The organism is Burkholderia sp. RF7-non_BP4 (genome assembly GCF_001521935.1).
GTDB classification, from domain to species: Bacteria; Pseudomonadota; Gammaproteobacteria; order Burkholderiales; family Burkholderiaceae; genus Burkholderia; species Burkholderia diffusa.
The window spans coordinates 450,476-464,690 of sequence record NZ_LOTA01000010.1 but is presented as its reverse complement, the minus strand read 5'-3'; the positions used below and the strand labels follow the sequence as shown (position 1 = coordinate 464,690).

Genomic DNA, 14,215 nt, shown 5'->3' with positions numbered 1-14,215 from the left:
GGGCCGCGCCCGTTCGACGCGACAGCCCGATTGCCGCTCCTCTTCGGCACACCCGCGAATCTCGTCGTCACGACGATCCGCGTGCCGTCTCCCCCTGTCGTCACACCTGAATCGACGGCACGTCTTTCATGCACCGCAGCGCGAACATCGAGCGGCTGTGGCGGATGCTCGAAATCCTGTACAGCTTCTCGCGCAAGAAGCGCTCGTAGCCGGCCGTGCCGTCCACCGCGACCTTGATCCAGTAGTCGTATTCGCCCGACACGAGGTAGGCCTCGAGCACTTCGGGCAGCGCCGCGAGTTCGGCGCCGAAACGCGCAAGCGCGTCGTCCTCGTGGCGATCGAGCGTGACTTCGAGGATCACGATGTCCGCGTAGCCGAGCATGCGCTGGTTGACCAGGGCGACGTAGCCGTCGATGTAACCGTCGAGCTCGAGTTGCCGCGTGCGGTTCCAGCATGCGGTGGTCGACATGCCGATCTGCTCGGCCAGTTCGGCATTCGACAGACGCGCATTTTTTTGCAGTGCACCGAGGATCTTGCGGTCCTGGTTGTCGAGGATTTTGGGCGTGCGTTCGCGGGTAGCCATGATGGGAAGAATCTTCTACTGAAAATCGGCATTCTATCTGAACAGGATTCCGGTTTCGGGTGCGTTTTGCTGGAAAACAGGAAGCATTTTAACCGGCCCGCTTGATACATTTTCTCCATGCCTGTTGTCCGGCACGCTCCCCGCGACAACCCCCTCGCGCCGGGACGCCCGGCCGCAATCACGAGTTGCGGCGCCGGACACGCAGGCATGCAGTGTCCCGCCTCCCGCGCGCCTATCCGGCTGCACGGGCCGGCGCCTGATCCATCGTTTTTCGCACATCCCGTCATGTCGTTCAGGCTTTATCTGTCGTTCCTCGCTGCGTCCGCCGTCCTCATCTACGCCCCCGGCCCCGTCAACCTCCTCACGATGAACCAGGCATTGCGCACCGGCTGGCGCCGTGCGCTGCCGTGCGTATGGGGCGGCACGCTCGCCGTGCTGCTGCAGCTCGCGCTGACCGCGCTGTGCCTGAATTCGCTGGTCCGTCTCGACGAGCACGCGCTGAACGTGCTGCGCTGGGCCGGCGCCGCCTACCTCGTGTGGCTCGGCTGCAAGCAATGGCTCGGCCGCGCGCCGATCGCCGCGCCCACCGCGTCGGCCCAGCCCGGCAGCACCACACCCGACGACAGCGAACGCGCGCTGTTCTGGCGCGGCGTCGCCACCTCCGGCCTGAATCCGAAGACCCTGCTGTTCTTTCCGTCGTTCTTTCCGCAGTTCATCGTTCCGAGCGCGGACTGGAGCCTGAACGCGCAGTTCCTGCTGCTCGCGACGTCCTTCGCGCTGCTGTTCGCCGGCGGCGTCGCGTCGATGGCGCTCTTCTCGCACCGGCTGAGCCGTGCGCTGCAGCGTCCGGCGCGGATGCGCGCGATGAATCGCGTGACGGGCGGGCTGCTGGTCGGCATGGGCGCGATCATGGCCGGCTGGAACTGAGACCGGGCGGCCTCACGCGCGGGTGCCGGGGCCCCCTCGTGCCCCGCGAAAAAGCAGCCGATCGCCGAATGCTTTAGGGTAGCGGCTGGTTCGTTGGACATGCCCGGCTCGCCCGGGCGATTGCATGAAGCACGTCACTACCCGCCTGCGGCGCCTGTTCGCGCCGATCGGCCTGCACTGGTATCTCGCTCTCCTCCTCGCGCTCGATGCACTGATGGTGCTGCGCCCCGTCGTCGCCCATGCGAAGCTCGGCGCGCATCATGCGTGGCTCACCGATGCGCTGAACCTCGTCGACAATGCCGGCCTCGTCGTGCTGCCGCAGGTCGTCGTCGCGGCCGGCCTCGCGACGATGGCCATCGGCATCGTGCTGCGTGCCCGCGTCGCGTGGGTGCTGTCGATCCTGCTGCTGGTCGCGGCCGCCGCGATCAGCATCCTCGGCGGCTACCGCAGCAACGCGGTATTCGTGTACACGGCCGTCCTCGCCGTCACGCTGGTCTACTACTGGCGCCATTTCGACCGCGCGAGCGTCGCCGCGAGCAGCCTGTTCGCGCTGCTCAGCATCGTGTCGCTGCTGATCTACGCAACCTTCGGCGTGCTGTATCTCGGCGACGAATTCACGCCGCCGGTCCACGACCTCGCCACGGCCGTCTACTTCTCGATCGTGTCGATGTCGACGGTCGGCTACGGCGACATCGTGCCGCACGCACCCACCGCGCGCCTGTTCACCGCGTCGGTGATCGTGCTCGGCATCACGGTGTTCGCGACGTCGATCAGCGCGGTCATCGGGCCGGTGATCGGCGGCAGCCTGAAACGGATCGTCAAGGGAGGCATTTCGAACGTGATCCGCAAGCATCATTTCCTGATCGTCGGCGCGACGCCCGTCGCGCATGCAGTGCACGACGGGCTGCGCAAGCGCGGCTACGCCGTGACCGTCATCGTGCCGGCCGGCGTCGAGCACAACTATGCGGGCGCGACCGACCTGATCGTCGGCGACGCCACCGACCACGCGGTGCTGGAAAGCGCCGGCGCGGCCACGGCCCGCGCGGTGCTCGCGCTGCGCTCCGACGATGCCGAGAACGCGTTCATCATCCTCGCGATCCGCGAGATCGCGTCGACGGTGCGTACCGTCGCGCTCGTGAACCAGCAACGCAACCTCGAGCGGCTGCGCCTGCTGAAGCCGGACATGGTGTTCTCGCCGCAGCAGCTCGCGGGCGAACTGCTCGCCAGCACGCTCAACGACGAACCGATCGACAAGTCGGTGATCTCGCACCTGCTGTTCGGCACCGACGCCGCCGCGTGACCGGTGCCGGCCGGCGTGCGGCCGGTACAATCGCGCGATGTCCGAATTGCTCACTTACGGCGGCCTGTTCGCCGTGTCGATGGTCGCCGCGACCCTGCTGCCGCTCCAGTCCGAAGCCGTGCTCGCCGGCCTGCTGCTCGCCGGGCGCGAGCCCGTGTGGGCGCTGGTGCTGGTCGCGAGCGTCGGCAACGTCGCGGGCTCGGCGGTCAACTGGGCGCTCGGCCGCGGCATCGAGCACTTCCGCGACCGCCGCTGGTTCCCGGTCAAGCCGGCCGCGCTCGCGCGCGCCGAGCGCTGGTATGCGCGGTACGGCCGCTGGTCGCTGCTGCTGAGCTGGGCGCCGGTGGTCGGCGATCCGCTGACGATGATCGCCGGCGTGCTGCGCGAGCCGCTGCCGACCTTCCTCGCGATCGTCACGATCGCGAAGGTCGGGCGGTATCTGGCCGTCGCATGGCTCGTGATGCACTGACGCCGCCCGCCCGGGTGGGGCCAACCTGCTCGCCCCTTGCGGCTTCGCACCGCTAAAGAATTCGCCGAACCTGCCGTATTCCTTACGGTATGCGGTGGCGCGTGCGTTCCGCCTCTCTCCCTCTCCACTCAGGATTCGTATGAGATTGACCCAACTGGGCCGGGCGAGCGTCGGCGCGCGCCTGGCCGCGCTGGCATGCGTGCTGGTCGCGCTGCTGTTTACCGCCTTCGCATGGGCGCTCGCCCATTTCGCCGGCCAGCAACTCGCCGACGAGGCCCATGCGCGCATCGCGGACAAGGAGCAGTCGATCCGCGCGATGGTCGAGATGTTCGACAAGGCGCTGTCCGCCGAAGCCACCCGCTCGATGGCGCTGTTCGCCAGTTTCCTGCCGGCCGATTTCGCGCTCGACCCGGCCCGCACCGTCGACATCGGCGGCGTCGCCGCGCCGACTTTGTCCGCGGGCGGCCAGCCGCTCGACCTCGATTACGCAATTCCCGACCAGTTCCTGAAGAAAAGCGGCGCGATCGCGACGATCTTCGCGCGCGACGGCGACGATTTCGTCCGCATCACGACGTCGCTGAAGAAGCAGGACGGCACGCGCGCGGTCGGCACGCGCCTCGATCGCGCGGGCCCCGCCTACGCGCCGCTCGTCGCCGGACGCAGCTATACGGGCCTCGCGAAACTGTTCGGCCGGCCGTACATCACGCAATACAAGCCGGTCACCGACGCGACGGGCCGCGTGATCGGCGCGCTGTTCGTCGGCCTCGACGTCGGTGCCGAGCTGCAAGTCGTGCAGGACGGCATCCGGGCGCTGAAGATCGGTGAAAACGGCTATTACTTCGTGCTCGACGCGTCGCCGGGTGCATCGCGCGGCACCTTCGTCGTTCATCCCGACGCGGCCGGCCAGCGCGCGGACGACGCGCGCGCGCCGTACACGCAGATGCTCGCCGCCGGCCAGGGCCGGCTCGCTTACACGTCGGCCGATCCGGCCGCGCACGACACCGGGCCCACCGCCAAATTCGTGTCGTTCACGACGATTCCGCAGTGGCAATGGCTGGTCGGCGGCATCGCGCTCGACGACGAACTGCTCGCGAGCATGCGCACCGTCCGCAACCGTTTCCTGATGATCGGGGCCGTGCTCGTCGCGGCGTTCGCGGCGTTGTTCCTCGTCGTCGTGCGACGCGTGGTGAGCCGGCCGCTCGATGCGGCGGCGCGTGCGTCGGAACGCTTCGCGGCCGGCGACCTCAGCATCCGCATCCGCGACGGCGCCGCCGCGCGCGGCGCGGCGGGCAACGACGAGATCGGCCGGCTCGTGCAGGCGGTCGACGGAATCGGCGATGGTCTCGCGCGGATCGTCGCGCAGGTGCGCAGCGGCTCGTCCGACATCGCGCGCGGCACGGTCGGCATCGCGACCGGCAGCGGGGACATCGCCGCGCGGATCGCGACGCAGGCGAGCAGCGTCGAACAAACGGCAGCCAGCATGGAGCAGATCACGGCCGCCGTGCAGCAGAACGCCGAACATGCGGCGCAGGCGAACGCGCTGGTCGCCGACGCATCGGCCGCCGCGACCGACGGCGACACGGCGGTGCAACGCGTGGTCGCGACGATGGACGACATCGGCCGTGCGACGCGCCGGATCGCCGAAATCACCGGCACGATCGAAGGCATCGCATTCCAGACCAATATCCTGGCGCTGAACGCTGCCGTCGAGGCCGCGCGCGCGGGCGAGCACGGCAGGGGCTTCGCGGTGGTCGCGGCCGAAGTGCGCGCGCTCGCGCAGCGCAGCGCGGCCGCGGTCAAGGAAATCGACGCGCTGAGCGCCGAATCGTCGACGACCGTCGAACAAGGCTATCGGATCGCGGACGCCGCGCGCGGCACGATGCGCGACATCGTCCAGCGCGTCGACCAGGTCAGCACGCTGATCGGCGAGATCAGCGCCGCGTCGCGCGAGCAATCGACCGGCATCGAGCAGGTGAACCAGGCCATCACGCAGATCGGCGAGGCGACGCAGCAGAACGCGACGCTGATCTCGGATGCCGAACGCGCGGCCGTCGCGTTGCGCGACCAGGCCGCGCAATTGTCGGAAGCCGTCAGCGTGTTCCGGCTGGCCCGCGACGCGTGACGCACGACGAACGACCGGGCAACCGCCCGGTCGCGTCGATTACTTCTTGTCCCCCGCCAGGTCGATCGCCTTGTCCGACCCGACCGCGTTGCGCAGCTGGAATTTCTGGATCTTGCCGGTCGACGTCTTCGGCAGCTCGCCGAAGCGCACGACCTTCGGCACCTTGAAACCCGCGAGCAACTGCCGGCAGTGCGCGATGATTTCCTCCTCGGTCGCGCTCATGCCGTTGCGCAGCTCGACGAACGCGCACGGCACCTCGCCCCATTTCGGGTCGGGCATCGCGACCACCGCGGCGACCTCGACGGCCGGATGCCGGTACAGCGCATCCTCGACCTCGATGCTCGAGATGTTCTCGCCGCCGGAAATGATGATGTCCTTGCGGCGATCCTTGATGCGGATATAGCCGTCCGGCGTCAGCACGCCGAGATCGCCCGTATGGAACCAGCCGCCGTGGAATGCCTCGTCCGTCGCGTGCGGATTCTTCAGGTAGCCCTTCATGCAGATGTTGCCGCGGAACATGATCTCGCCGAGCGTCTCGCCGTCGGCCGGCACCGGCGCCATCGTGTCCGGGTCGAGCACCGTCGCGCCCGCTTCCAGGTGATAGCGCACGCCCTGCCGCGCATTGAGCCGCGCGCGCTCGTCGTCGGGCAGTTCGTCCCAGTGCGCCTGCTTCGCGCATACGGTCGCCGGGCCGTAGACCTCGGTCAGTCCGTACACGTGCAGCAGGTCGAAGCCGATCTCCTTCATCTTCGCGATCACGGCCGGCGCGGGCGCGGCACCGGCGACCATCGCGTGCACCGTATGATCGATGCCCGCGCGGAACTCGGCCGGCGCATTCGCGATCGCGCTCTGCACGATCGGCGCGCCGCAGTAATGCGTGATGCGTTCGCGGCGGATCAGGTCGAACACCGTCTTCGCGTCGAACTTGCGCAGGCAGACGTTCACGCCCGCGCGCGCCGCGACGGCCCACGGGAAGCACCAGCCGTTGCAGTGGAACATCGGCAGCGTCCACAGATACACGGCGTGCTTCGGCATGTCCCATTCGAGGATGTTGCTGATCGCCGCGAGATACGCGCCGCGATGGTGATAGACGACGCCCTTCGGGTCGCCGGTCGTGCCGGACGTGTAGTTCAGCGCGATCGCCTCCCACTCGTCGGCGGGCAGTGTCCACGCGTAGTCCGGGTCGCCGCCCGCGACGAACGCCTCGTAGTCGGTCGCGCCCGCGAAGCGCGCGGGGTCGGCCGGCATCGCGTCGGCGACGCTGACGATCTTCAGGCCCGGCACTTCGAGCGCCGCGCGATGCGCGAGCTCCGCGTATTCGGTATCGACGATCAGCACCTTCGCTTCGCCGTGACGCAGCATGAACAGCACCGACGAAATGTCGAGCCGCGTATTGATCGTGTTGAGCACGGCGCCGGCCATGGGCACGCCGAAGTGCGCCTCGACCATCGCGGGGATGTTCGGCAGCAGCGCCGCGACCGTCTCGCCGCGCGCGACGCCGGCCCGCGCGAGCGCGCTCGCGAGCTGCTTCGCGCGCTTGTAGGTCTCGCCCCAAGTGCGCCGCACGTCGCCGTGCACGATCGCGAGGCGCTCGCCGTAGACTTCGGCCGCGCGGACCAGAAAGTCGATCGGCGTGAGCGGCACGTAGTTGGCGTCGCGGCGGCCGAGTCCGGCCTCGAACATCTGCGTCATGATCCTGTCTCCCGTTTTCTGCCGGCCGGCGTGCAGGCACCCCGATCGGTTTTGATGTGGTTCAATTGCCGATAGCCTAACGGGCGCTATTGTGAGCCGTCTGTCATCGAAACGACAGAGTGCCCGATGAACGCTGCGCGTTATCCCTATCCTCGCAAACCCGCACCCATGCACGACCACTCCGTTGCGCCGCCCGACGCGGCCGCTACGCCGGATCACTCGCCGGCCAACCCGCCGCCCGAACCGGGCCCGTTGCCCGCCCTGTCCGCGCTGTTCGGCCAGTGCGCGTGGTTCCGCGCGCTGGCGCCGGAACACCAGGCGCTCGTGCTCGCGCAGTCCCATGCGGAACGGCACGAAGCCGGCGACGTGATCGCGCAGCGGCTCGCGCCGTCCGAATACTGGATCGGCGTGCATCGCGGATTGCTGAAGCTGGCGATCTTCAACGCGTCGGGCCGCGGCTGCACGTTTTCCGGCGTGCCGTCGGGCGGCTGGTTCGGCGAAGGCAGCGTGATCAAGCGCGAGCTGCGCAAGTACGAAGTCGTCGCCGTCCAGCGCTCGATCGTGCTGTTCGTCCCGGTCGACACGTTCCATGCGCTGCTCGACACGAGCTTGCCGTTCACGCGCTTCGTGATCCATCAGTTGAACAACCGGATGGGCGAATTCATCGCGTCGATCCAGAACAGCCGGCTGCTCGATGTCGACGCGCGCGTCGCGCAGGCGCTCGCGCAGCTGTTCAACCCCGCGCTGTACCCGGACACCGGCCCGTCGCTCGCGATCTCGCAGGAGGAACTGGGGATGCTCGTCGGCGTGTCGCGGCAGCGGATCAACCAGGCGTTGCAGCAGCTCGAGAAACTCGGTGTGCTGCGGCTCGCGTACAACCAGATCGAGGTCGTCGATCTGGCCGCGCTCGCGCGGGTCGGGATGGAACAGATCTGAGCGACATCCGATGCGCGGAACCGCCACCGATGCGGCGTGCGCGTGCGGTCCGGCGGCGGTCTCCGCGCGCCTGCGTCCGCGCACGTTTCATCCGATGAATCGACCTTGCGCCGCCCCGCCCCAACCTGACAATTCCGCCAGTTTCGCGCCAGTGACCCGTTCCGCCCCGACGCCTATCATTCGGGTTCCCTTCACCGACGCCTGATCACCGCCTGTCCCGCTGCCTCCATGTGGATCGTCAATCTCGCGCTCAGGCGCCCCTACACGTTCATCGTGATGGCCATCATGATCGTGCTGGCCACCCCGCTTGCGCTGATGCGCACGCCTGTCGACGTCCTGCCGGCGGTCAACATTCCCGTCATCAGCGTGATCTGGAATTACACCGGCTTCTCCGCGAAGGAGATGACCAACCGGATCACGGCCGTCCATGAACGGATCCTGACGACGACCGTCAACAACATCCAGCACATCGAGTCGACCTCGCTGCCCGGCATCGCGGTCGTGAAGGTGTTCCTGCAGCCCGGCGCGAACGTGCAGACCGCGATCGCGCAGACGGTGTCGTCCGCGCAGGCGATCGTGCGGCAGATGCCGCAGGGCGCGACGCCGCCGCTCGTGATCACCTATTCCGCGTCGAGCATCCCGGTGATCCAGCTGGGGCTGTCCAGCAAGACGCTCAGCGAACAGTCGCTCGCCGACATCGCGCTCAACTTCCTGCGCCCGCAACTGATCACGATCCCGGGCGCGCAGATCCCGTTTCCGTACGGCGGCCGCACGCGCGTGGTCGCGATCGACCTCGACCCGCAGGCGCTGCTCGCGAAGGGCCTCACGCCCGCCGACATCGTCAACGCGGTCAACGCGCAGAACCTCGTGCTGCCGACCGGCACCGCGAAGATGGGTCAGACCGAATACCGGATCGACACGAACGCATCGGCCGACACGGTCGCCGACATCAACGGCCTGCCGGTGCAGACCGTCAACGGCGCGACGACCTACCTGCGCGAAGTCGCGTCGGTGCGCGACGGCTTCGCGCCGCAGACCAACGTCGTGCGCCAGAACGGCCAGCGCGGCGTGCTGATGTCGATCCTGAAGACCGGCGACGCGTCGACGCTGAAGGTCGTGTCGGACCTGAAGGCGCTGCTGCCGAAGGTGATCCCGACGCTGCCCGAAGGGCTCACGATCACGCCGCTGTTCGACCAGTCGGTGTTCGTCAACGCCGCCGTGCAGGGCGTGATCCACGAGGCGCTGATCGCCGCCGTGCTGACCGCGATGATGATCCTGCTGTTCCTCGGCAACTGGCGCAGCACGCTGATCATCGCGATCTCGATTCCGCTGTCGATCTTCACATCGCTGATCGCGCTGGCCGCGCTCGGCGAGACCATCAACATCATGACGCTCGGCGGGCTCGCGCTCGCGGTGGGGATCCTGGTCGACGACGCAACCGTCACCATCGAGAACATCGAGCGGCACCTGCATCTCGGCACCAACCTGCACGACGCGATTCTCGAAGGCGCGGGCGAGATCGCGGTGCCTGCGTTCGTGTCGACGCTGTGCATCTGCATCGTGTTCGTGCCGATGTTCTTCCTGACGGGCGTCGCGCGCTTCCTGTTCGTGCCGCTCGCCGAAGCGGTGGTGTTCGCGATGCTCGCGTCGTACGTGCTGTCGCGCACGCTCGTGCCGACGCTGGCGATGCTGCTGTTCCGCCCGCAGCAGGCCGGCACCGGCCCCGAGCACGCGACGTCGCGTTTCGCGCGGCTCCATCACGCGTTCAACGCCGCGTTCGAGCGGCTGCGCGCGTGGTACATCGTGCTGCTCAGCATCCTGCTGGTGCGCCGCCGCTTCTACGCGACGTGCTTCCTCGGCTTCTGCGTGCTGTCGACCGGCCTCGTGTTCGTGCTCGGCCGCGATTTCTTCCCGAACGCCGATTCCGGCAACATCCGGCTGCACATGCGCGCACCGACCGGCTACCGGATCGAGGAAACCGCGCGCCTCGCCGATCAGGTCGAGCGCGTGATCCGCGAAGTCGTGCCGCCCGACGAACTCGGCGCGATCGTCGACAACCTCGGGCTGCCGGTGAGCGGCATCAACCTGTCGTACAGCAACAGCGGCACGATCGGCACGCTCGACGGCGAACTGATGATCGCGCTGAAGCCGGGCCACCGCTCGACCCAGCACTACGTGCAGACGCTGCGCGCGCTGCTGCCGCAACGGTTCCCCGGCGTCGAGTTCTTCTTCCAGCCGTCGGACATCATCACGCAGATCCTCAACTTCGGTCAGCCGGCCGCGATCGACGTGCAGGTGCTCGGCAACGATCTCGCGAGTAACATGGCTATCGCGAGCAGCCTGATGAAAAAGATCAGGCAAATCCCCGGCACCGTCGATGTGCACGTCCTGCAGCGCAACGACGAACCGACCCTGGTGGCCGACATGGACCGTACGCGCATGCAGCAGCTCAGCCTCTCCGCGCAGAACGTCGCGCAGAACATGCTGATCTCGCTGTCCGGCAGTTCCCAGACGACCCCGTCGTTCTGGATCAACCCGCGCACCGGCGTCCAGTACCCGCTGCAGATCCAGACCCCGCAATACGACATCGCGTCGATCGACGACCTGCTCGGCACGCCGATTTCCGCGAGCGGGCGCACGGGCATGCCGCTGCAGCTGCTCGGCAACCTCGTGCAGATCCATCCCGTCTCGAACCCGGCCGTGATCACGCATTACAACATCCGCCCGGCGATCGACCTGTACGTGAGCGTCGAGGGCCGCGACCTCGGCTCGGTCGCGGGCGCGATCGACCGGATCGTGTCCGACGCGCGCGCGACGCTGCCGCGCGGCACCGACCTCACGGTGCGCGGCCAGGTCGAGACGATGCGCACGTCGTACATCGGTCTCGGCGCGGGCGTCGCGATGGCGATCGTGCTCGTCTACCTGCTGATCGTCGTGAACTTCCAGTCGTGGCTCGATCCGCTGATCATCATCAGCGCGATGCCGGCCGCGCTCGCCGGCATCGCATGGATGCTGTTCATCACCGGCACGCACCTGAGCGTGCCCGCGCTGACGGGCGCGATCATGACGGTGGGCGTCGCGACCGCGAACAGCATCCTGGTCGTGTCGTTCGCACGCCAGCGCCTCGCCGCCGGCGCGCCGCCGCTCACGGCCGCGCTCGAGGCCGGCGCGACGCGGATCCGCCCGGTGCTGATGACGGCGCTCGCGATGATCATCGGGATGGTGCCGATGGCGCTCGGTCTCGGCGAAGGCGCCGAGCAGAACGCGCCGCTCGGCCGCGCGGTGATCGGCGGCCTGCTGTTCGCCACCGTTTCGACGCTGCTGTTCGTGCCGCTCGTGTTCGGCGGCGTGCATTCGCGGCTGGCCCGCCGGCGCGCGCGCCAGGCCGGACACTGATTTTCGCCCCTAGCCTTTAGACCCGGTCAATTCATGGAAGAGAAACATCACAGCTCCGTCGGCATCCAGGTGGACGAACACGGCATGCACCTGCCGACGCGCACGTCGGTGTCGCGGCGCGGGCGGGTCGTGCTGATCGTGGTCGGCGTGCTGCTGGCCGCGGGCGCCGCGCGCACGATCGTCGTCAACGTGCTGAATCGCAACCGGCTCGACGCGGTGGCCGAGCAGAACACGCGCCAGTACGTGAACGTCGTGCATCCGGTCGATGCGGCCACGGGCGGCAAGCTGACGCTGCCCGGCTCGCTGCGCGGCTTCGTCGAGGCGCCGATCTATGCGCGCGCGAGCGGCTACGTGCTGCGCTGGCAGGCCGACATCGGCGCGCACGTGAAGCAGGGGCAACTGCTCGCCGAGCTCGACACGCCCGAGCTCAACCAGGAACTCGCGCAGGCCACCGCGCAGCGTCAGCAGGCGCAGGCCGCGCTCGCGCTCGCGAAGACGTCGTTCGACCGCGCGCAGCAGCTGCGCCAGCGCGATGCGGTGTCGCAGCAGGAACTCGACGACCGGCAAGGCGCGTTCAACCAGGGCAGCGCGAACCTCGCCGCGGCCGACGCGAACATGCGCCGGCTCACCGAACTGAAGGGCTTCCAGCGCATCGTCGCGCCGATCGACGGGATCGTCACGCAGCGCAACGTCGACGTCGGCGACCTCGTCAATTCCGGCAACGCGGGCCGCTCGCTGTTCACGGTCGTGCAGGCCGACCAGTTGCGCCTGTACGTGCAGGTGCCGCAGGCGTACGCGCAGCAGGTGAAGGTCGGCCAGCACGTGAGCGTCGCGCAGGCCGAGCTGCCCGGCCAGACCTTCGACGGCACGATCACGCGCACGTCCCAGGCGATCGACGTCGCGACGCGCTCGCTGCAGATCGAGATCACGCTGCCGAACCCGGACGGACGGCTGCTCCCCGGCTCGTATGTGCAGGCGACGCTGCCGATGACACCGGTCGGCCGCCTGCAGATTCCGGCCAACACGCTGCTGTTCCGCGCCGAAGGGCCGACCGTCGCAGCCGTCGACGCGAACGGCCAGGTGCGCCTGAAGGCGGTGACGATCGCGCGCACGATCGGCCAGACGCTCGAAGTCGACGGCCCGCTCACGCCGAACGACCGCCTCGTCGCGAACCCGAGCGATGCGCTCGCGAACGGCGACACCGTCATCGTGCAGGCGCCGCCGGCCGTGAAGCCGGCGTCCGCCGCCGCGGGAGCGAAGTCGTGAGCGCGAGGTGCACCCGCCTGCGCCCCGCCGCGGTCCTGGCCGCCATTGCGGTCGTGGCCCTTGCCGGCTGCACGGTCGGCCCCGACTACCGGCGCCCCGCCGTCGAGACGCCGGCCGCGTGGCGGCTCGACCCGGCCGACGCGTACTGGCACCCGGCCGCGCCCGCCCGTGCGCCGCTCGATCCGGCCTGGTGGACCGCCTTCGGCGACGCGCGGCTGGACACGCTTGAAGCCGACGCGTTGCGCAACAACCAGAACCTGAAGGCCGTCGCCGCACGCTACGACCAGGCGAAGGCGACGCTCGCGTCGGTCGCGTCCGCGCAGTATCCGGCCGTCGGCCTGAACGCGAGCGGCCAGCGCTTCAAGATCTCCGCCGACCGGCCGCAGACCAACTACGCGACGCGCAGCATGTCGACCGTGCAGAACGACATCCAGGTCGCCGCAAGCGTCAGCTACGAACTCGACCTGTTCGGCCGCGTGCGGCGCAGCGTCGAATCCGCGCAGGCCAGCTCCGAGCAGGCGCGCGACGATTTCGCGAACGCGCGCCTCGTGCTGACCGCCGATCTCGCGTCGAGCTATTTCGCGCTGCGCGAGCTCGACAGCGAGATCGACGTCGTCAAGCGCTCGATCGACCTGCAGCAGAAGGCGCTCGACTACGTGAGCGCGCGCCACGACCTCGGCGCGGTGTCCGGCCTGGACCTGCTGCAACAACGCGCGCAGCTCGACGCGACGCGCACGCAGGCGCAGCTGCTGATCCAGCAGCGCGCGCAGGTCGAGACCGCGATCGCGACGCTGGTCGGCACGCCGGCCCCCGAATTCTCGCTGCCGCCGCGCGTGGTGCCGATCAACGCGCCCGCGCTGCCGACCGGGATGCCGAGCGACCTGCTGCAGCGGCGCCCGGACGTCGCGTCGGCCGAGCGCGCGATGGCCGCCGCGAACGCGCAGATCGGCGTCGCGCGCGCCGCGTACTTCCCGCGCATCGCGCTGTCGCCGGACATCGGCTGGGACGCGACGCGCTTCTCCGGGCTGTTCACCGTGCCGGCGCTGCTGTGGTCGATCGGCGCGTCGATCAGCCAGCCGCTGTTCGAAGGCGGCAAGCTGAAGGCCGGCGTCGATTTCGCGCAGGCCGGCTACGTGGCCGCGCAGGCCAGTTACCGGCAGACCGTGCTCACCGCGTTCCAGGAGGTGCAGAATGCGGTGACGGGCCTGGCGGTGCTGGCCGAAGCCGCGCAGCAGGCGTCGGCGGCCGTCGACGACGCGCGCAAGCTCGTGTCGCTCGCGCAGGACCGTTATGCCGGCGGCCTCACGCCGTTCATCGACGTGCTGACGGCCCAGCAGCAGTTGCTGACGAGCGAGCGCCAGGCCGTGCAGATCCAGGGTCAGCGTGCGGCGCTCGTCGTGTTTCTCGCGAAGGCGCTCGGCGGCGGCTGGGACGGCGGCGCGACAGGCGGCGCCACGCCGACCGACGTCGCGGCGGCAACCCTCCGGCCCGCCGCGAGCGTCGGCCCCTAACCCGGTTACAAGG

The 14,215-nt window shown here is 68.9% G+C and carries 10 protein-coding genes; 8 read left to right on the top strand and 2 right to left on the bottom strand.

Annotated features, from left to right (window positions below):
- Positions 1-100: 100 nt before the first annotated feature.
- Complete coding sequence (locus WS49_RS05835) at positions 101-583, bottom strand: Lrp/AsnC family transcriptional regulator (RefSeq protein ID WP_059525306.1); 483 nt, start codon at positions 581-583, stop codon at positions 101-103.
- Positions 584-868: 285 nt separating this feature from the next.
- On the opposite strand from WS49_RS05835, the gene WS49_RS05830 reads away from it, so the two are divergent.
- The 4 genes from WS49_RS05830 to WS49_RS05815 all read left to right on the top strand — a co-directional run bounded on the left by WS49_RS05830 (position 869) and on the right by WS49_RS05815 (position 5,401).
- Complete coding sequence (locus WS49_RS05830) at positions 869-1,510, top strand: LysE family translocator (RefSeq protein ID WP_059525304.1); 642 nt, start codon at positions 869-871, stop codon at positions 1,508-1,510.
- A 124-nt stretch (positions 1,511-1,634) separates the two neighbouring features.
- A complete protein-coding gene (kch, locus tag WS49_RS05825; protein ID WP_059525302.1) occupies positions 1,635-2,810 on the top strand; it encodes a voltage-gated potassium channel protein in 1,176 nt (391 codons plus the stop codon).
- A 37-nt stretch (positions 2,811-2,847) separates the two neighbouring features.
- The gene (locus WS49_RS05820; protein ID WP_059525300.1) at positions 2,848-3,279 is read left to right on the top strand and encodes a YqaA family protein; all 432 of its coding nucleotides are present in this window, start codon (positions 2,848-2,850) and stop codon (positions 3,277-3,279) included.
- Positions 3,280-3,418: 139 nt separating this feature from the next.
- Positions 3,419-5,401 carry a methyl-accepting chemotaxis protein gene (locus WS49_RS05815; RefSeq protein WP_059525298.1) on the top strand — a complete coding sequence of 661 codons (1,983 nt, stop codon included), beginning with the start codon at positions 3,419-3,421 and terminating at the stop codon, positions 5,399-5,401.
- Positions 5,402-5,440: 39 nt separating this feature from the next.
- On the opposite strand, the gene WS49_RS05810 is transcribed toward WS49_RS05815, so the two are convergent.
- Positions 5,441-7,093, bottom strand: a complete 1,653-nt coding sequence (locus WS49_RS05810; protein WP_059525296.1) for an acyl-CoA synthetase — start codon at positions 7,091-7,093, stop codon at positions 5,441-5,443.
- 168 nt (positions 7,094-7,261) lie between these two features.
- Here WS49_RS05810 and WS49_RS05805 point away from each other — a divergent pair, with 168 nt between their 5' ends.
- From WS49_RS05805 to WS49_RS05790, 4 genes are all read left to right on the top strand, one after another.
- A complete protein-coding gene (locus WS49_RS05805; protein WP_059525294.1) occupies positions 7,262-8,029 on the top strand; it encodes a Crp/Fnr family transcriptional regulator in 768 nt (255 codons plus the stop codon).
- 228 nt (positions 8,030-8,257) lie between these two features.
- Positions 8,258-11,425, top strand: coding sequence for an efflux RND transporter permease subunit (locus tag WS49_RS05800; protein ID WP_059525292.1), 3,168 nt, complete (start codon positions 8,258-8,260; stop codon positions 11,423-11,425).
- Positions 11,426-11,458: 33 nt separating this feature from the next.
- On the top strand, positions 11,459-12,691 hold the full coding sequence (locus WS49_RS05795; RefSeq protein ID WP_059525290.1) for an efflux RND transporter periplasmic adaptor subunit: 1,233 nt from the start codon (positions 11,459-11,461) through the stop codon (positions 12,689-12,691).
- A complete protein-coding gene (locus tag WS49_RS05790) occupies positions 12,688-14,202 on the top strand; it encodes an efflux transporter outer membrane subunit (protein ID WP_059525288.1) in 1,515 nt (504 codons plus the stop codon). The genes WS49_RS05795 and WS49_RS05790 overlap by 4 nt, the downstream gene beginning before the upstream one ends.
- Positions 14,203-14,215 lie beyond the last annotated feature (13 nt).